General features: G+C 67.4%; 15 protein-coding genes and 1 tRNA gene. 7 read left to right on the forward strand and 9 right to left on the reverse strand.

The window, feature by feature from the left end; translation table 11 throughout:
• Positions 1–6: 6 nt before the first annotated feature.
• Positions 7–618: an HAD family phosphatase gene (locus QU595_RS03955; protein WP_315919316.1), complete on the reverse strand. Its 612-nt coding sequence runs from the start codon at positions 616–618 to the stop codon at positions 7–9.
• An 11-nt stretch (positions 619–629) separates the two neighbouring features.
• The gene (gene mutY, locus QU595_RS03960; protein ID WP_315919317.1) at positions 630–1,733 is read right to left on the reverse strand and encodes an A/G-specific adenine glycosylase; all 1,104 of its coding nucleotides are present in this window, start codon (positions 1,731–1,733) and stop codon (positions 630–632) included.
• Positions 1,734–1,799: 66 nt separating this feature from the next.
• Between mutY and QU595_RS03965 the strand changes: the two genes are divergently transcribed.
• The 3 genes from QU595_RS03965 to smc all read left to right on the forward strand — a co-directional run bounded on the left by QU595_RS03965 (position 1,800) and on the right by smc (position 6,795).
• Positions 1,800–2,309: a DUF721 domain-containing protein gene (locus QU595_RS03965; RefSeq protein WP_315919319.1), complete on the forward strand. Its 510-nt coding sequence runs from the start codon at positions 1,800–1,802 to the stop codon at positions 2,307–2,309.
• 148 nt (positions 2,310–2,457) lie between these two features.
• On the forward strand, positions 2,458–3,177 hold the full coding sequence (locus QU595_RS03970; RefSeq protein WP_315919321.1) for a DsbA family protein: 720 nt from the start codon (positions 2,458–2,460) through the stop codon (positions 3,175–3,177).
• A 156-nt stretch (positions 3,178–3,333) separates the two neighbouring features.
• The gene (gene smc, locus QU595_RS03975) at positions 3,334–6,795 is read left to right on the forward strand and encodes a chromosome segregation protein SMC (RefSeq protein WP_315919322.1); all 3,462 of its coding nucleotides are present in this window, start codon (positions 3,334–3,336) and stop codon (positions 6,793–6,795) included.
• Positions 6,796–7,020: 225 nt separating this feature from the next.
• Here the strand turns inward: smc and QU595_RS03980 are convergent, their stop codons facing one another.
• The 4 genes from QU595_RS03980 to QU595_RS03995 form a co-directional block, all read right to left on the reverse strand.
• Positions 7,021–7,965, reverse strand: a complete 945-nt coding sequence (locus QU595_RS03980) for an ABC transporter permease (RefSeq protein ID WP_315919323.1) — start codon at positions 7,963–7,965, stop codon at positions 7,021–7,023.
• On the reverse strand, positions 7,962–9,017 hold the full coding sequence (locus tag QU595_RS03985) for an ABC transporter permease (RefSeq protein WP_315919325.1): 1,056 nt from the start codon (positions 9,015–9,017) through the stop codon (positions 7,962–7,964). Before QU595_RS03985 ends, QU595_RS03980 begins: the two co-directional genes overlap by 4 nt.
• Positions 9,017–10,537 carry an ABC transporter ATP-binding protein gene (locus QU595_RS03990; RefSeq protein WP_315919326.1) on the reverse strand — a complete coding sequence of 507 codons (1,521 nt, stop codon included), beginning with the start codon at positions 10,535–10,537 and terminating at the stop codon, positions 9,017–9,019. Before QU595_RS03990 ends, QU595_RS03985 begins: the two co-directional genes overlap by 1 nt.
• A 132-nt stretch (positions 10,538–10,669) precedes the next feature.
• Positions 10,670–11,680 (reverse strand): BMP family protein, encoded by a 1,011-nt coding sequence (locus tag QU595_RS03995; protein WP_315919328.1) that lies wholly within the window; start codon positions 11,678–11,680, stop codon positions 10,670–10,672.
• A gap of 273 nt (positions 11,681–11,953) precedes the next feature.
• Between QU595_RS03995 and QU595_RS04000 the strand changes: the two genes are divergently transcribed.
• Positions 11,954–12,922, forward strand: a complete 969-nt coding sequence (locus QU595_RS04000; protein WP_315919330.1) for an NAD-dependent epimerase/dehydratase family protein — start codon at positions 11,954–11,956, stop codon at positions 12,920–12,922.
• Here the strand turns inward: QU595_RS04000 and wecC are convergent.
• Positions 12,917–14,407 (reverse strand): UDP-N-acetyl-D-mannosamine dehydrogenase, encoded by a 1,491-nt coding sequence (gene wecC / locus QU595_RS04005; RefSeq protein ID WP_315919331.1) that lies wholly within the window; start codon positions 14,405–14,407, stop codon positions 12,917–12,919. The two genes, QU595_RS04000 and wecC, sit on opposite strands and share 6 nt — an antisense overlap.
• 258 nt (positions 14,408–14,665) lie before the next feature.
• Between wecC and wecB the strand changes: the two genes are divergently transcribed.
• Positions 14,666–15,784, forward strand: coding sequence for a non-hydrolyzing UDP-N-acetylglucosamine 2-epimerase (gene wecB / locus QU595_RS04010; protein WP_315919332.1), 1,119 nt, complete (start codon positions 14,666–14,668; stop codon positions 15,782–15,784).
• Positions 15,785–15,867: 83 nt separating this feature from the next.
• On the opposite strand, the gene QU595_RS04015 is transcribed toward wecB, so the two are convergent.
• Positions 15,868–15,942 (reverse strand) — tRNA-Gln (locus QU595_RS04015).
• 144 nt (positions 15,943–16,086) lie between these two features.
• Positions 16,087–16,431 (reverse strand): VOC family protein, encoded by a 345-nt coding sequence (locus QU595_RS04020; protein WP_315919333.1) that lies wholly within the window; start codon positions 16,429–16,431, stop codon positions 16,087–16,089.
• 206 nt (positions 16,432–16,637) lie between these two features.
• On the opposite strand from QU595_RS04020, the gene ppdK reads away from it, so the two are divergent.
• Both ppdK and QU595_RS04030 read left to right on the forward strand, forming a co-directional pair.
• Positions 16,638–19,301, forward strand: a complete 2,664-nt coding sequence (ppdK, locus tag QU595_RS04025) for a pyruvate, phosphate dikinase (protein ID WP_315919335.1) — start codon at positions 16,638–16,640, stop codon at positions 19,299–19,301.
• Between the two features lie 153 nt (positions 19,302–19,454).
• Positions 19,455–20,210: a polysaccharide deacetylase family protein gene (locus QU595_RS04030; protein WP_315919337.1), complete on the forward strand. Its 756-nt coding sequence runs from the start codon at positions 19,455–19,457 to the stop codon at positions 20,208–20,210.
• The last annotated feature ends 34 nt before the right edge of the window (positions 20,211–20,244 follow it).

Genomic DNA, 20,244 nt, shown 5'->3' on the forward strand with positions numbered 1-20,244 from the left:
TTCAAATCACGCGACGATTCCGAACGCCTTCAAGTCGGACCTGAGCGTCGCCGCATCGGTGAACAGCACGGCCTGCCAGCCGGCGGCCCTGGCGCCGTCGACGTTCTTCTGGCTGTCGTCGATGAACAGCGACGCCGCCGGTTCGAGGCCGAAAGACCTGGCGTGATGGTCGAAGATGGCGCGGTCCGGCTTGATGAGCCGGATCTCCCCCGACACGGTGATGCCGCGCGGCCTGTCCAGGAACGGGAAGCGGCCGCGCGCCTCGACGAAAGTGTCGGCCGCCCAGTTGGTCAGCAAGGTCACGTCGTGGCCGGCGTCGATCAGCCGCTCCATCAGCGCGACGCTGTCGTCATAGGCGTGCGGCACCATCTCGTGCCAGTGGCGGCGGAAATTGCGGATGTTCTGCTCATGGTCCGGATGCTCGGCGATCAGCAGCGCTTCCGCTTCCTCCCACGTCCGGCCGCGGTCCTGCTCGATGTTCCAGGCGCTGGTGCAGACATTGTCGAAGAACCATTTGCGCTCCGCCGGATCGGGAATGAGGCGGCTGAAGGGAATGTCCGGATCGTAGTGGACCAGCACCTTGCCGATGTCGAAGACGATGTGGCGGATTTCGGTCATGCGTTCCTCGTTCAGTTCGGCCTCTTCTTCGTCGCGCCGGGAATGGCCGCTTCGATCGCCTTTTTCATGACGGTCGGCAGGGCCTCGCCGGAGATATCGGCCGGGCCGGACCAGAAATGCCCTGCGGGGGCGTCGTCCGCCGCTGCCGCGCGCCAGATTTCCAGTTCCAGCGCGAAATGCGTGAACACGTGGCTGACGCGGCCGGCATGGCGCCAGTCGGCGGGAAAAGGCGCGGCCTCCGCCCCGGTTTCGCCGTCGATACGCGCCGTCCAGCCCGTTGTGGGCACCTCGCTCATGCCGCCGAGCAGGCCCTTGTCGGGGCGCTTGCGCAAAAGCACCGCCCCGTCGCCGCGCACCGCGACGAAGGCCGCGCCCCGCCGCAACGGCTTGTCGGGCTTGGCGGCCTTGACCGGAAAGCGCTCCGGATCGTCGCTTGCCAGCGCGCCGCAATCCTCGCTGAGGGGGCAAAGCATGCAGCGCGGCCGCCGGGGCGAGCAGATGGTGGCGCCGAGGTCCATCATCGCCTGCGCGAAGTCTCCGGGCCGTTCCGCCGGCACCATGGCCTCGACATGCGAACGGATTTCCGCCTTCGCGTCGGGCAGCGGCGTATCGATGGAAAACAGCCGTGAGATGACCCGCTCGACATTGCCGTCCACCACCGCCGCTGGCCGGTCGAAGGCGATGGCGGCGATCGCCGCCGCCGTGTAGGGCCCGATGCCGGGCAGGGCGCGCAAGCCGTCCTCCGTGTCGGGGAAGGCGCCGCCCTCCTCGACGATCCGGTCGGCGCAGGCTTTCAAGTTGCGGGCGCGCGAATAATAGCCGAGTCCCGCCCATGCCTTCATCACGTCGTCGCCGGGCGCGGAGGCCAGCGCCCCCACGGTCGGCCATTTTTCGGTGAAGGCGCGGAAATAGGCCTTCACCGCCTCCACGGTGGTCTGTTGCAGCATCACCTCCGACAGCCACACCCGGTAGGGATCGGGCCGCACCCCGCGCGCCAGTTCGCGCGGCGACACCCGCCAAGGCAGGTCGCGATGATGCGCGTCGTACCAGCCGAGCAGGCGTGCGGCGATGCTGTCTTGTCTCTGCGGCTTGCGGCTGGCGGTCTGGAGTGTCATTGATCGAAACGAAATGGAACAGGTCGTCGGTGCTGCGGGAACCACCCGCGGCGGACGGGTGAAGGCATGGCAGGCAAAGCACCTTTCGGCAAGCCCGTCGCGGTCAGCGACCTTGCCAGCGGCATCCTGGACCCGATGCTGCGCAAGCGCACCGGCATGTCGCTGGCGCTGGTGCAGTCCTGGGAGGAGATCGCCGGGCCGCGCCTTGCCGCCCGCTCGCGGCCAGAAAAGATCCAGTGGCCGCGCCGGCTGCACGAGGACGACCCGTTCGAGCCCGCCACGCTGGTGATCGCCTGCGAGGGGCTCGCGGCGCTGCATCTCCAGCACGAGACCGGCGAGATCATCGGCCGCGTCAACGCCTTCATCGGCTTCAACGCCGTCGGCCGCATCCGCATCGTGCAGAAGCCGGTTTCGGCCGGCAAGGGGAAGGAAAAGCCGGTGCCCCGGCCCTTGTCGGAAACCGAAAAGGCGAGATTGTCGGGAACGGTCGCGAAGATCGAGGACGAGGGACTGCGTGCCTCGCTGGAAAGACTTGGCGCCTCGATGCTGGGAGAGCGCAAGCGACGCCCGGACTGACGCGAAATCGTCGCAAATCTCGCGTTTTAGTGATCGCAGGCGGGAAGTTTTGAATTCGGAATGCCTTATGGCATGGCTTAATGCGCATAAGTTCTCGCCTTTTCGTGTCTTTGCATAGCAAACTTCAACCATAACTCAGGTGATTCGCATGAACCGCTTCTTGTCCCGTAGAACAGTCCTGTCCGCGTTGGCCGCCGTTCCGGCAGCCGTCGCTCTCGCGGCCTGTAGCGACTCCGGCGACAAGGCCGAGGCAGAAACCGCAAAGCCGGTCGATGCCATGAAGACGGCGGCGACGGAGCCCGCAGCGGCGCCCCAGTCTTCCGGCGACGTGGATATGAAGGAACTAATGAAGCCGGGCGCGCTGCCCGACGAGTCCATGGGCAAGGAAGACGCCCCGGTCACCGTCGTCGAATACGCCTCGATGACCTGCCCGCACTGCGCGCATTTCAGCGAAACCACCCTGCCGGAATTGAAGAAGAAATACATCGATACCGGCAAGGTGCGCTACATCCTGCGTGAATTCCCGTTCGATCCCCGCGCCGAGGCCGGCTTCATGCTGGCGCGCTGCGCCGGCGACAACTATTTCCCCATGGTGGACGTGCTGTTCAAGCAGCAGGAAAACTGGGTGATGGCCGAGAACGTCAAGGACGCGATGTTCCAACTGGCCAAGCTGGCCGGTTTTACACAAGAGAGCTTCAACGCCTGCTTGACGAACCAGAAACTTCTGGACCAAGTCAGAGCTGTGCAGAAGCGCGGCGCGGACGAATTCAAGATCGACTCCACACCCACCTTCTTCATCAATGGCAAGACCTACAAAGGCGCGATGTCGATTGAGGAAATGTCGGCCATCATCGACCCTCTGCTCTGACGGTCTTCCTTCCCCCCTTGCGGGAGAGGGTGCCCCGAAGGGGCGGATGAGGCGTGCCGACGGAAACGCGCCACTGCGCCACGGCCGGCAGCCCTCATTTGTCTCGGTTCCGCCTCGACACCTTCTCCCGCATGGGCAGAGGGCGGGGGGCTGCGCATGAGATTCTCGCGCCTGCGCCTGCTCGGTTTCAAATCCTTCGTGGAGCCCGGCGAGTTCGTCATCGAGCGCGGGCTGACCGGCATCGTCGGCCCGAACGGCTGCGGCAAGTCGAACCTGGTCGAGGCGCTGCGCTGGGTGATGGGCGAAAGCTCCTACAAGAACATGCGCGCGTCCGGCATGGACGACGTCATCTTCTCCGGCTCCAACACGCGGCCGGCCCGCAACACGGCCGAGGTCACGCTGTTCCTCGACAATGCCGACCGCACCGCGCCTGCCGCATTCAACGACGCGGATGAATTGCAGGTCTCGCGCCGCATCGAGCGCGAGGCCGGCTCGGTCTACCGCATCAACGGCAAGGAGGCGCGCGCCAAGGACGTGCAGCTTCTCTTCGCCGACCAGTCCACCGGCGCGCGCTCGCCCTCCATGGTGGGGCAGGGGCGCATCGGCGAGCTGATCCAGGCCAAGCCCCAGGCGCGCCGCGCGTTGCTGGAGGAGGCGGCCGGCATTTCCGGCCTGCATACCCGTCGCCATGAAGCGGAACTTCGCCTCAAGGCGGCCGAGCAGAACCTCGAACGGCTGGACGACGTCGTCGGCGAATTGGGCGGCCAGATCGAGAACCTGAAGCGCCAGGCCCGGCAGGCATCGCGCTTCAAGGGCCTGTCGGCCGACATCCGCAAGGCCGAGGCCACGCTTCTGCATCTGCGCTGGGTGCAGGCCAAGGAGCAGGAAGGCGAGGCCCGTTCGGCGCTCGCCACCGCAACCGCGCTGGTCGGCGACCGCGCGGCCGCCCAGATGGAGGCCGCCAAGGCGCAGGCGATCGGCGCGCACAAGCTGCCGGAACTGCGCGAGGCCGAGGCCGCCGCCGCCGCCGCCTTCCAGCGGCTTTCGATCGCCAGGACGCAGATCGAGGAGGAGGCGACCCGCATCCGCTCGCGCCAGAGCGAACTGGACCGCCGCCTGCAGCAGCTCGACGCCGACATTGCCCGCGAGGAGCGCATGGTGCGCGAGAACGCGGACGTGCTGGAGCGGCTGGCCGAGGAAGAGGCCACGCTGAACGAGGAGAATGCCGGCGCGGCCGAGCGCGAAGCGACCACCCGCGCCGTCTTCGAGGAAGCGGCGGCGACGCTGGCCGCCAGCGAGGAGAGGCTGGCCGGGCTCACCGCCGAAAGGGCCGAGGCCGCCGCTTCGCGCACGCAGATCGAGCGGACATTGCGCGACGCAGCCGAACGGCGCGACCGCTTCGCCCGCCAGCTCGCCGAGATCGACCGCGACCTGTCCGAGATCGGCGCCCGCATCGCGGCGCTTGCCGACCCGGCCGAAAAGCGGCTGCTGGTCGAGCAGGCCGTCGCCGCGCTGGAGGAGGCCGAAGCCGCTGCCGAACATGCCGAACAGGCGGTCGCCGGGGCGCGCGAGAGCGAGGAGGCTGCCCGCGCGCCGCTGCAGGAGGCCAAGGCCGAGCTGGCGCGGGTCGAGACGGAAGCGCGCACGCTGGCAAAGATGCTGAATGCGGCCGGCGGCGGCGACCTGTTCCCGGCCGTTCTCGAGCAGATCGGCGTCGAGCGCGGTTACGAGACCGCGCTGGGGGCGGCGCTTGGCGAAGACCTCGACGTGCCTTTGGATCGCGCCGCGCCTGTCCATTGGGGCGAGAGCGGGATCCAGCCCGCCGATCCGGCCTTGCCGGAGGGGACAAGAAGCCTCGCCAGCGTGGTGCGCGCACCGAGCCAGCTTGCCCGCCGGCTGGCGCAGATCGGCATCGTGGAAGCCGCAGACGGGGTGCGGTTGCAAAAGCTTCTGGCCCCCGGCCAGCGTCTGGTCAGCCGCGAAGGCGCGCTATGGCGCTGGGACGGTTTTACCGCGAGCGCCGACGCGCCGACGCCCGCCGCTTTGCGGCTGGCGCAGAAGAACCGTCTTGCCGAGCTTGACGCCGAGGCGATCGAGGCCACCCGCGCCTTGCGCGCCGCCGAAACGGCTCTGGCCGAGGCCCAGGCCGCGCTGGCTCGCAACGCGGAAGCCGAGCGCGCCGCGCGCCAGGCCGTGCGCGATGCCCAGCATGCGCTGGATGCCGCCCGCACCGCCCTGTCGCAGGCGGAAAAGGCGGCGGGCGAACTGTCCAGCCGGCGCGACGCGCTGGCCGAGGCGCAGGGCCGGGTGGTCGAAAGCCATGAGGAAGCCGCCGCTGCGGTCGAGGAAGCCGAGGCCCAGCTCGCCGATGCACCCGACATTGGCGATCTTCAGCTTCGGCTGGAGCAGGCGGCCGCCCATGTCGCGCGCGACCGCGCCGCCTTGGCCGATGCGCGCGCCGTGCATGACGGGCTGACGCGCGAGGCGCAGGCGCGCACGCGCAGGCTGGAGGCGATCGGCACCGAGCGCCGCAACTGGCTGTCGCGCGCGGAAAACGCCTCGCAGCAGATCGCCTCGCTGGGCGAGCGCAAGGCCGAGGCGGAGGAGGAGCGCGAGCGTCTGGCTGAAGCGCCGGACGAGATCGACGCCCGCCGCCGTGCGCTGCTTTCGCAGCTTTCCGAAGCCGAGACCCTGCGCAAGGCGGCCGCCGACCGGCTGCAGGAGGCCGAGAACCGGCAGGGCGAGTTGGACAAGGCCGCCACCGCAGCCATTCAGGGACTGGCTGAGGCGCGCGAGGCCCGCGCCCGCGCCGAGGAGCGGCTGACGGCCGCCGACGAGCGCCGCCGGGAGGTCGAGGCCCGCATTCAGGAGGCGTTGAACACGCCGCCGCATCTCGTCATCCGCCACACCGGGCTGGAAGCCGACGAACCCATGCCCGACATGGGCGAGGTGGAGCGGCGGCTGGACCGACTGAAGGTCGAGCGCGAACGGCTGGGCGCGGTCAACCTGCGTGCCGAGGAGGAGCAGCGCGAGCTTTCGGAACGGCTGGAAACCATCGTTTCGGAGCGCGAGGACATCATCGAGGCCATCCGCAAGCTGCGTCAGGCGATCCAGAGCCTGAACCGCGAGGGGCGCGAGCGGCTGCTTGCCGCCTTCGACGTGGTCAACGGCCATTTCCAGCGCCTGTTCACGCATCTGTTCGGCGGCGGCACGGCCGAATTGCAGCTCATCGAATCGGAAGATCCCCTCGACGCCGGGCTGGAAATCCTCGCCCGCCCGCCCGGCAAGAAGCCGCAGACCATGACGCTGCTTTCCGGCGGCGAGCAGGCGCTGACGGCCATGTCGCTGATCTTCGCCGTGTTCCTCACCAACCCCGCGCCGATCTGCGTGCTGGACGAGGTGGATGCGCCGCTGGACGACCACAATGTCGAGCGTTTCTGCAACCTGATGGACGAAATGTCGGCCTCCACCGAGACGCGCTTCGTCGTCATCACCCACAATCCCATCACCATGGCCCGCATGGACCGCCTGTTCGGCGTCACCATGGCCGAGCAGGGTGTCAGCCAGCTCGTCTCGGTGGATCTCCAGGCTGCCGAGGCCATGCGCGAGGCGAGCTGAGCGGCGGCGCGGCTTTCGTGCGACAGGCACCCCTCATCCGGCCTCGCTGCGCTCGGCCACCCTTCTTCCACAAGGGGAGAAGGGAAGACCTCTCAGCGCCGCGTGACGGACCGGGGACAGGGAAACTCCACGTGGACGGCGGAGCCGCGCTTTTCCTTCTCCCCTTGTGGGAGAAGGTGGCTCGGCGCGCAGCGCCGAGACGGATGAGGGGTGTTGCCGTTGCCCTCAGCGCTCCTCGCGCCGGAACGGCTTGAGCAGGGCCGACGGCGCCACCGCGTTGCGCGACATCAGCGCCATGGCAACGATGGTCAGCACGAAGGGCAGCATCAGGAACGCTTCGTAGGGGATGTGGCCGAGCCCGGCCGCCTGCATGCGCAGTTGCAGCGCGTCCACGAAGGCAAACAGAAGTGCTGCGCCCGCCGCGCGCCACGGGTCCCAGCGGCCGAACACGACCAGCGCGATGGCCACCCAGCCGCGCCCCGAGACGACGCCGAAGGTGAAGGCGTTGAACTGCGCCATGGTCAGGAACGCGCCGGCCAGCCCCATCAGCGCGCCGCCGAGGATGACGGCCTGGAAGCGCGTGGCGATGACGCTGACGCCGGCCGAATCCGCCGCGCGCGGGTTTTCGCCCACCATGCGCACCGAAAGGCCCCAGGGCGTGCGGTAGAGCACGAAGGCGGCGACCGGAATGGCCAGGATGGCGATGTAGACCAGCGTGAACTGGTTGAATACGGCAGGCCCCAGAACCGGGATGCTCGACAGGATCGGGATCGGTACGGTCCCGAACCCCTTGATGGCCGGCGGCACGGATTGCTGGCCGAAAATCAGCCTGTAGAGGAAATAGGCGAGGCCTGAACAGAACAGGGTGATGCCGATGCCGCAGACATGCTGGCTGAGGCCCAGCGCAACGGTGAACACGGCATGCAGCGCGCCCATGGCCGCGCCCGCCAGGACGGCGGCCAATGCGCCCAGCCACAGGCTGCCGCTGAAATAGGCCACGGTGAAGCCGACCATGGCCGAGAGCAGCATGATGCCCTCGATGCCGAGGTTCAGCACGCCGGCGCGCTCGGAAAACATCTCGCCCAGCGTGGCGAAGGCGAGCGGCGTGGCAATGCGGATGATCGCCGCCAGGAAGCCGACCTGGAAAATCTGCTCCAGCACCGCGTTCATTGGGTGGCTCCCGTGCGGCGGATGCGATAGGCGGTGAACAGCAGCGCCACCAGCATGGCGAGCAGCGCCGTGCCCTGGATCACGTCGCTGAGGAAGGCCGGCACGCCGGTCGCGCGCGACATGGCCTCCGCGCCGGTCATCACGGCGGCGAGGAAAAGTGCGGCCGGCACCACGCCGAGCGGGTTCAGCCGCGCCAGCATCGCCACCACGATACCGGAATAGCCGTAGCCCGGCGAGATGTCGCTCATCACCTGGAAATGCACGCCGCCGACTTCGCCGACGCCCGCCAGACCGGCAAGCGCGCCCGAAAGTGCGGCTGCCGCCACCAGCACCCGGCCGACATTGATGCCGCCGTAGCGCGCGGCTTCCGGGTTTTCTCCCGTCACGCGGATCCTGAAGCCGAGCGTGGTGCGCACGATCAGGAACCAGACCAGAGGCGCTGCGACGAACGCGGCCAGCACGCCGAGATGCAGCCGCGTGCCTTCGATCAGCACCGGGAAATTGGCCGTATCCTCGATCGGCGGCGAGATGGGATAGCCGCTGAACGGGTCCTTCCAGACAGTCTCGATCAGCGCCATCAGCGCGTAGAAGATGATGGAGTTCAACAGCAGCGAACTGACCACGTCGTCGACCTTGAAGCGCACGCGCAGCAGCGCAGGGACAAGCGCAACCGCCGCGCCCGCAAGCGCGCCCGCCACCGCCATCGACAGCATGGCGAGCGGTCCCGGCATCGGGAAAGCGCCGACGAAGCAGCTTGCCATTGCGCCTGCCAGCAATTGCCCTTCGGCGCCGATGTTCCAGAACTTGGCGCGGAAGGCGACGGCGACGGCAAGGCCGGTGAAGATCATCGGCGCCGCGCGCACCAGCGTCTCGGTGATGGCGTAGCTGTCGCCGAACGCGGCCTTGAACATGATGCCGTAGGCGTCCAGCACGCCGGCGCCGGCGACGGCGATCAGGCCGCTGCACAGGACCAGCGCCACCACCACCGCGAGCAGCGGCAGGGTCAGGTTCAGCCAGGCCGGGGTGCTGGTGCGGGCTTCCAGGCGCAGCATCAGGCGGCCCTCCGTTCCGCGCCGGTCATCAAAAGGCCGAGCCGGCCGATGGTCGCCTCGGCGGCGTCGAGCGTGCCGGCGAAGCGCCCCTCATACATCACCGCGATGCGGTCGGAGAGGACCAGCAGTTCCTCCAGATCCTCGCTGATGACCACGATGCCGCAGCCCCTGGCGCGCAGGTCGAGGAATTTCTCGTGCACGAAGCGCGCGGCGCCGATGTCGAGGCCGCGCGTCGGCTGCGCGGCGATCAGCACCTTGGGATCGAAGGCCAGCTCGCGCGCCAGCAGCGCCTTTTGCAGGTTGCCGCCCGAGAGCGCGCCGGCCCGCACCATCGGCCCGGGGCAGCGTATGTCGAAAGCCTTGATCTGCTCCTCGGCGAAGGCGCGGATGGCGCCGGGCTTCAAGAGGCCCTTGCTGGAAAACGCCGCCGTGCCGATGCGCGGCAGCACCATGGAGTCCGCCAGGGGCAGGTTGGTCACCAGCCCGGTCGTCATGCGGTCCTCGGGAATGCGGCCGAGCCCCAGCGCCTGCACCTCGCGCGGCTGGAAGCTTTTGACCTCTCTGCCCGCTATGGTCATGGTGCCGGCGGTCGGCGTCAGCATGCCGGAAATCACGTCGGCCAGCGCGCGCTGGCCGTTGCCCGAGACGCCGGCGACGCCGAGGATTTCGCCGCCGCGCACGGCAAGCGACACGTCGCGCAGTTCGGCGCCGCCGTGGCGGGGCGTGGAGATGCCGGACAGCGTCAGCATCTCCGCGCCGGGCGTCGAGGGTCCCTTTTGCGGCGAGGTGATCTCGTGGCCGCACATCAGGCGGGCCATTTCGGCCGAGGTCGTTTCGGCCGGATTGTCGATGCGGCCGGCGATGCGGCCATGCCGCAGCACAAGGCAGCGATGGGTGAGCGCGCGCACCTCGTTCAGCTTGTGCGAGATGAAGATGATGCCGAGCCCCTGCGCGGCCATGGAGCGCAGCGCCGTAAACAGCCCGTCCACTTCGCTCGGCGCCAGAACGGCGGTCGGCTCGTCGAGGATCAGCAACTGCGCGCCCCTGAACAGCGCCTTCACGATTTCCAGCCGCTGCTGCTCGCCCACGGAAAGGGAGGAGACGGCAAGGTCGGGATCGAGCCTCAGCCCGTGCGTGCGTGCGATCTCGTCCAGCCGCTTCAAGGCACCGGCACGGTCCAGCCGGCCGCCCCGGCCGGGAATGCCGATCAGGAGGTTTTCCAGCACGGTCAGCCGCGAGGCCAGATGGAAATGCTGGTGCACCATGCCGATGCCGGCGGCCAGCGCATCGGCCGAACTGCTTATCCTCACCGGCGCGCCGCGCACGAGGATGCTGCCCGCGTCCGGCTGGTAGGCGCCGAACAGGATGTTCATCAGCGTCGTCTTGCCGGCGCCGTTCTCGCCCAGCAGGCCGAGGATCTCGCCGGGCGCAACGGACAGGTCCACGTCGGCGTTCGCCTTCACGGGGCCGAAGCTCTTGCAAATGCCGCGCATTTCTATGAGGGGAGGGTTAGGCGACATGGTCCTGCCACATGGTCCTGCCGGGTGCCTTGGTTTGCGCCTGTGGACCGCCACAGGGGAAGCTGATTGCACCCCTCTGGCCTGCCGGCCGGAGGGGTGCGGAGGAGCACTGCGCTCGACGAGTTGTCAGGCTCAGTCCGAGACCGGCGTGTTCTCGTCCACGTCGACGCGGAAGGTGCCGTCCAGGATCTCGGCCTTCTTCTTCTCGATCGTGTCCTTCAGGTCGGCCGGCAGGATCGTGTCGAACTTGTGGTACGGCGCGAGCGAGGAGCCGCCCTTGGCCATGCGCGAGAAGTCGCCGTAGTCCTGCGCGGTGAAGACGCCGGCCTTGACCAGCTTCACCGCCTGCTCGACCGTCGGGTACATGTCCCACACAGGACCGGTAATGACGGTGTCGGGCGCCAGGCTCGACTGGTCCGACATGTTGGAAATGGCGTAGATCTTCTTTTCCTGCGCCGCCTCGATCACGCCGAAGCGCTCGGCATAGATGACGTCCACGCCGGCATCGATCTGCGCGATGGCAGCTTCCTTGGCCTTGGGCGGGTCGAAGAAGGAGCCGATGAAGGAAACCTTCTTCTTCACGTTCGGGTTCGTCTCCTTCGCGCCGGCGAAGAAGGCGTTGACCAGGCGGTTGACCTCCGGGATGCCCATGGCGGCCACGGCGCCGACCGTGCCCGACTTGGACATCTTGCCGGCGATCATGCCCGACAGATAGGCCGGCTCGTGGATCCAGTTGTCGAACACGCCGAAATTCGGCTCGGCCGGTCCGGCCCCGGAACCGAACAGGAAGGCGGTCTTGGGGAACTGCTTGGCGGTGCGGCGCGATTCGCGCTCGGCGGCGAAGGCGTCGCCCATCACCAGTTCGTAGCCGCCCTGCGCGTATTCGCGCATGACGCGGCCGAAATCAGCGGCCTGCACCTTCTCCGACCACTTGTACTCGATGCCGAGTTCCTTCTCGGCCTTGAGCAGCGCGACATGGACCTGGTTGTCCCACGGCTCCTCGATCGGCGTGGCGAAGATCGCCGCCACCTTCAGCTTCTTGTCCGCCGCGAAGAGGCGACCCGGCAGCATCGCCGCGACGGCGCCCGCCGCGCCCAGTTGCAGCACGGTTCGCCGCGTAAGCCCCTGAGAGCGTCCACCCATGATGTTCGCCATTGCATTGCCCCTCTGTGTGGTTGTGTCGTTTGGAGTCGGCTGTGTAGGGAAAATCGACCGGAAAACTATGGAGCGGCGCTATCCCTTTGTCCATACGGTCAAATTTGTGCGGCCATGAAAGCGGTGCATTTCCGGACGAAGCCGGGCGGAGCCCGATCGGTTGAAGGCCATGCCTCCCTGGTGCTAGGACCAACCGCTGAATGTCGAACGGTCCCGGTCTTGCCGGCCGGAAGCGGCCGTTCGAGCCGACAGGAGAATCCCTTGCCCGTACTCGTCACCGGCGCCGCCGGCTTCATCGGCAGCCATGTCTGCCAACGCCTTCTGGAACGGGGCGACGAGGTGATCGGCGTCGACAATCTGAACGCCTATTACGATCCCTCCTTGAAACGCGCCCGCCTGGCGCGGCTCCAGGGCAAGCCGGGCTTTTCCTTCCATGAACTGGATATCGGCGAGGAGGGCGCGCTTGAGCGATTCGCCCGGCTCGGCGTCGCCAGGGTCGTGCACCTCGCCGCCCAGGCCGGCGTGCGCTATTCGCTGGAGGCCCCGCGCGCCTATATCCGCTCAAACGTCGTTGGCCATCTGGAGGTGCTGGAATTCTGCCGCAACCTGCCGGCCTGCGAGCATCTCGTCTACGCCTCGTCCAGTTCCGTCTATGGCGGCAACACCAAGGTGCCGTTCAGCGAGGAGGACCGGGTCGACCGGCCCGTCTCGCTCTATGCCGCCACCAAGAAGGCCGACGAACTGATCAGCCATACCTACGCGCATCTCTACGGCATTCCGCAGACGGGCCTGCGCTTCTTCACCGTCTACGGGCCGTGGGGCCGGCCGGACATGGCCTATTGGCTCTTCACCGAGGCGATGCTCGCCGGCAGGCCGATCCGCGTCTTCAACAATGGCGAGATGTGGCGCGACTTCACCTATGTGGACGACGTTGTGGAGGCGGTGCTGGCTGTCCTCGACCGGCCGCCGTCCGGTCTCACGCCGCCGGCGCGCGTCTACAATGTCGGCAACAACAGGCCGGTCCGGCTCGGCGATTTCATTGCCGTGCTGGAGCGCCTGCTGGGCGTCGAGGCGGTCCGCGCCTATGAGCCGATGCAGCCGGGCGACGTCGAGCGCACCTATGCCGACCTGACTGCGATCAAACGCGATTTCGGCTTCAGCCCCAGGACTTCGATCGAGGAGGGGCTGAAGCGCTTCGTGGACTGGTACCGCGGCGACTGGCGCTCATAGTTTGGTAGGGCCCTGCACGGCGGCGGCGGGCTGCACGTAATAGGCCGCCTCCAGCGCCGTCCTGGCGATGAGCGCGCGGGCGATCGCCTGCGCCTCGTCGGCGGTCTTTGCCCATGGCCACAGGCCCACGCAATCCACCACCTTCTTGCCGGCGAGCATCTGGCGGTCGATGTCGCGGAAGGCCTTGTGGCCGACCAGCAGCACCACGACGTCGCTTTGCCTGACGGCGTCCTCGGTGGCCGCCAGGCTGACATGGCCGGCATGGGCAAGATGCTCGGGCAATGCGCAGATGTTCGGCTCGACCGCGACGACGTCGTAGCCCTTCTCGGCCAGTTCGGTCGCCACCTCCATCGCGGGGCTTTCGCGAAGGTCGTCGACGTCGCTCTTGTAGGCGAGGCCGAGACAGCAGACCCGCCGGCTTCCCGCGATCGCCGCCGCTTCCATCACTCTCCTGACCACGCCGGAGGGCCGCCCGTCATTGACGTTGCGCGCCGCCCGCAGCAGCGGGGTCAGGTCGGGATGCTGGGCGATGAGGAACCACGGATCTACGGCGATGCAATGGCCGCCGACGCCCGGGCCGGGATTGAGGATGTTCACGCGCGGATGCCTGTTGGCCAGCTTGATCGTCTCCCATGGATCGAGGTCCATGCGGTCGCAGATGTTGGCGACCTCGTTGGCGAAAGCGATGTTGACGTCGCGATAGGCGTTCTCGATCAGCTTGACCAGTTCGGCGGCGGAAGACGAAGTTTCGTAGATCGCGCCGCGCACGAAGGTGGAATAGAGCGCCTTGGCGCGCGCCGCGCTTTCGCGATCGACGCCGCCGACCACGCGGTCGTTCTCGGTCAGCTCGTAGACCATCCTGCCGGGCAGGATGCGCTCGGGGCAGTAGGCGAGGGAGATTTTCAATCCGCATTCGACGTTCGCGGGGTCGATCAGGTCCGGCCTTTCCTCCGCGATGATGCCGGCCAGGCTCCTGGTGGTGCCGACCGGGCTGGTCGATTCCAGGATGACCAGGTTGCCCTCCTTGAGCACCCGGGCCACCGAGCGCGCCGCGCATTCGACGAAGCGCATGTCGGGCGCCTTGTCGCGCTGCACCGGGGTCGGCACGGCGATGATGAAGGCGTCGGCGGGCCTCGGCTCCGTATAGGCGCGCAGGCGTCCGCTCATCACGGCGGCCTGCACCAGTCCGTCGAGGTCCGGCTCGCTGAAATAGGTATGGCCGCCATTGATGGCATCCACAGCCCGGTTGCTGATGTCGACGCCGATCACGTCCAGCCCGCGGCTGGCGAGCGTGGCGGCGGTCGGCAGGCCGATATAGCCCAGCCCGATCACCGAAACAGTGCGGAATTCGGACCGCGCCCTGATGCCGGCGCCGCCGGTCGGAACCGCCGGCCATCGGCGGGGCCGGGCCGGTGGCCGCTTCAGCATGCCGATGATCTGTTTTTCAGTGACTTTCGACTGTTCCGGAATTTTCTGCCGTTTCATGGAAGCGCCTCCGACCCGAAAAAGGCTCGCCGTCAGTCTGGCGGCAGTTCGAGGCGGCAGGCCACTTGGCCTTTTTGACGGTTTGTGCGGTTCACCCTCTGTCAACCATGTTCGGCGGCTCACCCGTGGCAGGTCGCATGGGGAACGTCCAGCATCCTTAGGAGGGTGGTTCGCGGCCTCCTATGTCAAAAGGCTAACTCCGCCCGACCCGATCAAGAGAGCTAAATTCAAGCATCATCGGCGTGGGCGCGGGCAACCATGAAGAAGGTCGTCATCGTGTTCGGAACGAGGCCGGAGGCGATCAAGATGGCGCCCGTGGTCAAGACGTTCCGATCCGATCCAAGGTTCGAGACTGTCGTGTGTGTCTCGGGGCAGCATCGCTCGATGCTGGACCAGGTGCTTTCGGCCTTCGACATCGTTCCCGACATCGACCTCAAGGTCATGCGGCCGGGCCAGACGCTCACCGACGTCACCGTGAACGTGCTGCAGGGCGTCAGCGACGTCCTCTCGGCCGCGAAGCCGGACATGGTTCTCGTCCACGGCGACACGACCACGGCGATGGCGGCGGCGACAGCCGCCTTCTACCAGCAGGTCCCCGTCGGCCATGTCGAGGCGGGCCTGCGCACGCACAATATGTGGCAGCCCTGGCCGGAGGAAATGAACCGCTGCGTCATCGACCTGTTCGCGCGCTGGCTGTTTGCGCCGACCGAGACCGCGCGCACCGCGCTTCTCGCCGAACGCATTCCCGAGGAAAGGATAGTCGTCACCGGCAACACGGTCATAGACGCGCTGCTCATCGCCTCCGAGCGGATCAGGACCGATCCCGCCGTGAAGCGGCTGTGCAAGGACCAGTTCCCCTTCCTCCAGCCGGACAAGAGGCTCGTCCTCGTCACCGCGCATCGGCGCGAGAATTTCGGCGGTGGCCTGCGCGGCATCTACGAGGCGCTGGCGCGGCTCGCCCGGCGCGGCGACGTCCAGATCGTCTATCCGGTCCATCTCAACGAGAATGTGCGCCGCGCCGCGTCCGAGATATTGTCGGGCGTCGAAGGCGTGTTCCTGATCGAGCCGCTGGAATATCTGCCTTTCGTCTATCTGATGAACCGCTCGCACATCATCGTGACGGATTCCGGCGGTATACAGGAGGAGGCGCCGGCGCTCGGCAAGCCCGTGCTGGTCACGCGCGAGGTGACGGAGCGGCCGGAGGCCGTGGCCGCGAATGCGGCGCGGCTGGTCGGCACGGACACCGCCCGCATCGTCGCCGAAACGGAGCTTCTGCTGGATTCGCCCGACGAATACAGGAAGGTGAGCTGCGCCGAGAGCCCTTATGGCGACGGCCGCGCGGCCCAGCGCATCGTCGAGACCCTGGCCAATTTCTAGCGGGGCCAATTGCTAGCTGGGCCAACGGTTCGCGCGGCGCGTGAGGCGCGCCTGGCAACTGCCCGCAGGGATTCAAGGAAATCTGGCTGGGGCGCCAGGATTCGAACCTGGGAATGTCGGTACCAAAAACCGATGCCTTACCGCTTGGCGACGCCCCACCGTTGCAGCGCCTGAAGGCCAGGCCCTGAATCGATGTGAGCGGCCTTATAGGCAGAGCCGGGCAAAAGCACAATTGCTAACCGCTGATTCCGGATAGGAATCGGCATGCCGGGAAGGGACCTTGCCCCTCTCGACGGATTGGTTCATTCGCCCCACACGGCCAGCTCGTTGCCGGCCGGATCCGTGAAATGGAAGCGGCGGCCGCCGGGAAAGGCAAAGACCGGCTTCACGATCCGGCCGCCTGCATTCTTCACCGCCGCCAGCGTTTCATCGAGGTTCTCCGAATAGAGAACCGGCAGCGGCTTGGCCGCGGCTTCCGAGCCCTCGGCCTGGAAGCCGCCGTCCAGTCCTTCGCTGAAGGCCGAATAGGTCGGGCCGTAATCGGTGAAGGACCAGGAGAAAGCCTCGCTGTAGAACGCCTTGACGCTGTCCAGCGTGCCGGCGGTTGCCGCCATTTCGATATAGTCGAGCTTGCCGGTCTGTCTCATGTCGCACCTTCATGTTCTTGATATGTTCTAATGCGGCTGCCGCCGGCGCGCAAGTGCTCGCGTTCCGGACGGCGCCGAAAAGGAACGTGAACGCCTCTAATCGATTGTAAATGCCGGGCATTCCGCTGATGCCTTGCCTTTACCGATTTGTCCCCCTATCGCTCGCCTCGGACATGGGGACGGACATCCGCCAACAGGGAGCAAGCATGACCAAGTGGGTCTACACTTTCGGCGACGGAGCGGCGGAAGGCCGTGCCGGCGACAAGAACCTGCTCGGCGGCAAGGGCGCCAATCTCGCCGAGATGTGCAGCCTCGGCCTGCCCGTGCCACCCGGCTTCACCATCACCACGGAGGCGTGCAACTGGTATTACGCCAACGGCCGCGCCTATCCGGCCGCGCTGGAAGCCGAGGTCGACGAAGCGCTCGGCCATATCGGCCGGCTTACCGGCCGCAGCTTCGGCGATCCGGAAAGGCTGCTTCTGGTCTCCGTGCGCTCGGGCGCGCGCGCCTCGATGCCGGGCATGATGGACACGGTGCTCAATCTCGGCCTCAACGACGAGACGGTGGAGGCGCTCGCCGCCGATTCGGGCGACGCGCGCTTCGCCTATGACAGCTACCGCCGCTTCATCCAGATGTATTCCGACGTGGTGCTGGGCCTCGACCACGAGGTGTTCGAGGAGATCCTGGAAGACTGCAAGGCGAGCCTCGGCCACGACCTGGACACGGATCTCACCGCGCTGGAGTGGCAAAAGGTCATCGCGCTCTACAAGGCCCGCATCGAGGAGGAACTGGGCAAGCCGTTCCCGCAGGACGTGCGCGAGCAACTGTGGGGCGCCATCGGCGCGGTGTTCTCGAGCTGGATGAACCAGCGCGCCATCACCTACCGCCGCCTGCACGACATTCCCGAAAGCTGGGGCACGGCCGTCAACGTGCAGGCCATGGTCTTCGGCAATATGGGCGAGACTTCGGCTACCGGCGTCGCCTTCACTCGCAACCCCTCCACCGGGGAGAAGGCGCTCTACGGCGAGTTCCTCGTCAACGCGCAGGGCGAGGATGTCGTGGCCGGCATCCGCACGCCGCAGAACATCACCGAGGCCGCGCGCATCGCCGCCGGCTCGGACCGGCCCTCGCTGCAGAAGCTGATGCCGGACGCGTTCGCCTCCTTCGTGGATATTTCCCGGCGGCTGGAAAACCACTACCGCGACATGCAGGACCTCGAATTCACCATCGAGCGCGGCAAGCTGTGGATGCTGCAGACCCGCTCCGGCAAGCGTACGGCCAAGGCCGCGCTCAAGATCGCCGTCGACATGGCCAATGAGGGGCTGATCACCAAACAGGAGGCGGTGACGCGCATCGACCCGGCCTCGCTGGACCAGCTTCTGCATCCCACCATCGACCCGAAGGCCAAGCGCGACGTCATCGGCGTCGGCCTGCCGGCGTCCCCGGGCGCGGCCACCGGCGAGATCGTCTTTTCCTCCGACGAGGCGGAAGACCTGCGCGCGCAGGGCCGCAAGGTCATCCTCGTGCGCGTCGAGACGAGCCCGGAGGACATCCACGGCATGCACGCCGCCGAAGGCATCCTCACCACGCGCGGCGGCATGACCAGCCACGCGGCGGTGGTGGCGCGCGGCATGGGCAAGCCCTGCGTCTCCGGCGCGGGCGGCCTGCGCGTGGACCAGCGCAACGGCACGCTGCTGGCCATGGGCGTGACGCTGAAGAAGGGCGAGGTCATCACCATCGACGGCAGCAACGGCCAGGTGCTGAAGGGCACCGTCGCCATGCTGCAGCCCGAGCTCTCCGGCGATTTCGCCGCCATCATGGAATGGGCGGACGCCGCGCGCCGCATGAAGGTGCGCACCAACGCCGAGACGCCGGCCGACGCGCGCATGGCGCGCTCCTTCGGCGCGGAAGGCATCGGGCTGTGCCGCACCGAGCACATGTTCTTCGACGGCCAGCGCATCGTCGCCATGCGCGAGATGATCCTGGCCGATACCGAGAAGGAGCGCCGCGCCGCGCTCGCCAAGCTGCTGCCCATGCAGCGGTCGGACTTCCTTGAACTGTTCGAGATCATGGCCGGCCTGCCGGTGACGATCCGCCTGCTCGATCCGCCGCTGCACGAATTCCTGCCCAAGACGGAGGAGGAGGTGGCGGAGGTCGCCGCCGCCATGAAGGTTTCGGCCGACAAGCTGCGCCATCGCACGGAACTCCTGCACGAGTTCAACCCGATGCTCGGGCATCGCGGCTGCCGGCTGGCCGTGACCTATCCGGAGATCGCCGAGATGCAGGCGCGCGCCATCTTCGAGGCCGCCGTGGAAGCCGGCAGGAAGGCCGGCGCGCTGGTGGTGCCTGAGATCATGGTGCCGCTGGTAGGCCTCAAGAAGGAACTGGACTACGTCAAGGCGCGCATCGACCAGGTGGCCGAGGCGGTGATGAAGGAGACCGGTGTCCGGATCGAATACCTCACCGGCACGATGATCGAGCTGCCGCGCGCCGCCATCCGCGCCCATGTGATCGCCGAGTCGGCCGAATTCTTCTCCTTCGGCACCAACGACCTGACGCAGACGACCTTCGGCATCTCGCGCGACGACGCGGCCTCCTTCCTGGAGGCCTACCGCCAGAAGGGCATCATCGACCAGGATCCGTTCGTGTCGATCGACATCGACGGCGTCGGCGAACTGGTGCGCATCGCCGCCGAGAAGGGCAGGGCGACCCGCTCCGACATCAAGCTCGGCATCTGCGGCGAGCATGGCGGCGATCCCGCCTCGATACGCTTTTGCGAGGAAGTCGGGCTGGACTACGTGTCCTGCTCGCCCTTCCGCGTGCCGATCGCCCGCCTGGCCGCCGCGCAATCGGCCATCGGCAAGGGCTGAAAGGCAAGCAAAAACAGGCGTCTGCCGCGCGAGTGCGACTCGATTTGAGAACGCCCTCGCGCAGTGCCGCAAGTTTGCCGCTTTCGCGGAGGAAAGCCCGCCTCTGCGGAACGAATTCGACATTCGCATCCGCTGAGCCCTGTCGGAGCCGTCATGCGTCTTCTTGCCAGCCTTCTCGCCGCAACCCTTCTGTGCGTCGGCCCCGCCTTGGCCGGGCAGAAGGGGCTGGTCGAGCCGAGCCTCCATGTCGCGCCGGGCGGAACGGCGGGGCCGCGCGTGGCGCTGACCTTCGACGCCTGCATGGGCAGGACCGACATGCGCATCCTGTCGGCTTTGATCGACAACAAGGTGCCGGCCACCGTTTTCGTCACCAGCCGCTGGCTCAGGCACAACGCGCCGGCCCTGGCCATGCTCCAGGCCCATCCGGACCTGTTCGAGATCGAGAACCACGGCGCCATGCACGTGCCGGCGGTGGACCACCCGGCGACGATCTACGGCATCGCGGCGGCCGGCTCACCCGCGGCGGTGGATGCGGAGGTGGAAGGCGGCGCTGCCGCCATCCGCGCAGCCGGGGCAGCCGACCCGCACTGGTTCCGGGGTTCGACCGCGCTCTACAGTCCTTCGGCGATCGAACAGATACGCAAGCTCGGTTTCCGCATCGCCGGCTATTCGGTGAATGGCGACGGCGGTTCGCTGCTGGGCGCCGGCATGGCGCAGAAGCGCATCGCGTCCGCGCGCGACGGCGACGTGGTGATCTCCCATATCAACCAGCCGACGCATTCTGCCGGCGAGGGTGTCGTGAAGGGCATCCTGGCGCTCAAGGCCAAGGGCTTCGCCTTCGTCAGGCTGTCGGATGTCGAGGTCGATGGATCGGACGGCACGACCGCGACGCTGAGCGCGGTAAACTGAGCGCCGGCAAAGGCGGTTTCGCGGAAGAAAGCCG

The sequence above is a fragment of the Mesorhizobium sp. SP-1A genome (assembly GCF_032460275.1).
In the GTDB taxonomy this organism is placed as follows: domain Bacteria; phylum Pseudomonadota; class Alphaproteobacteria; order Rhizobiales; family Rhizobiaceae; genus Mesorhizobium.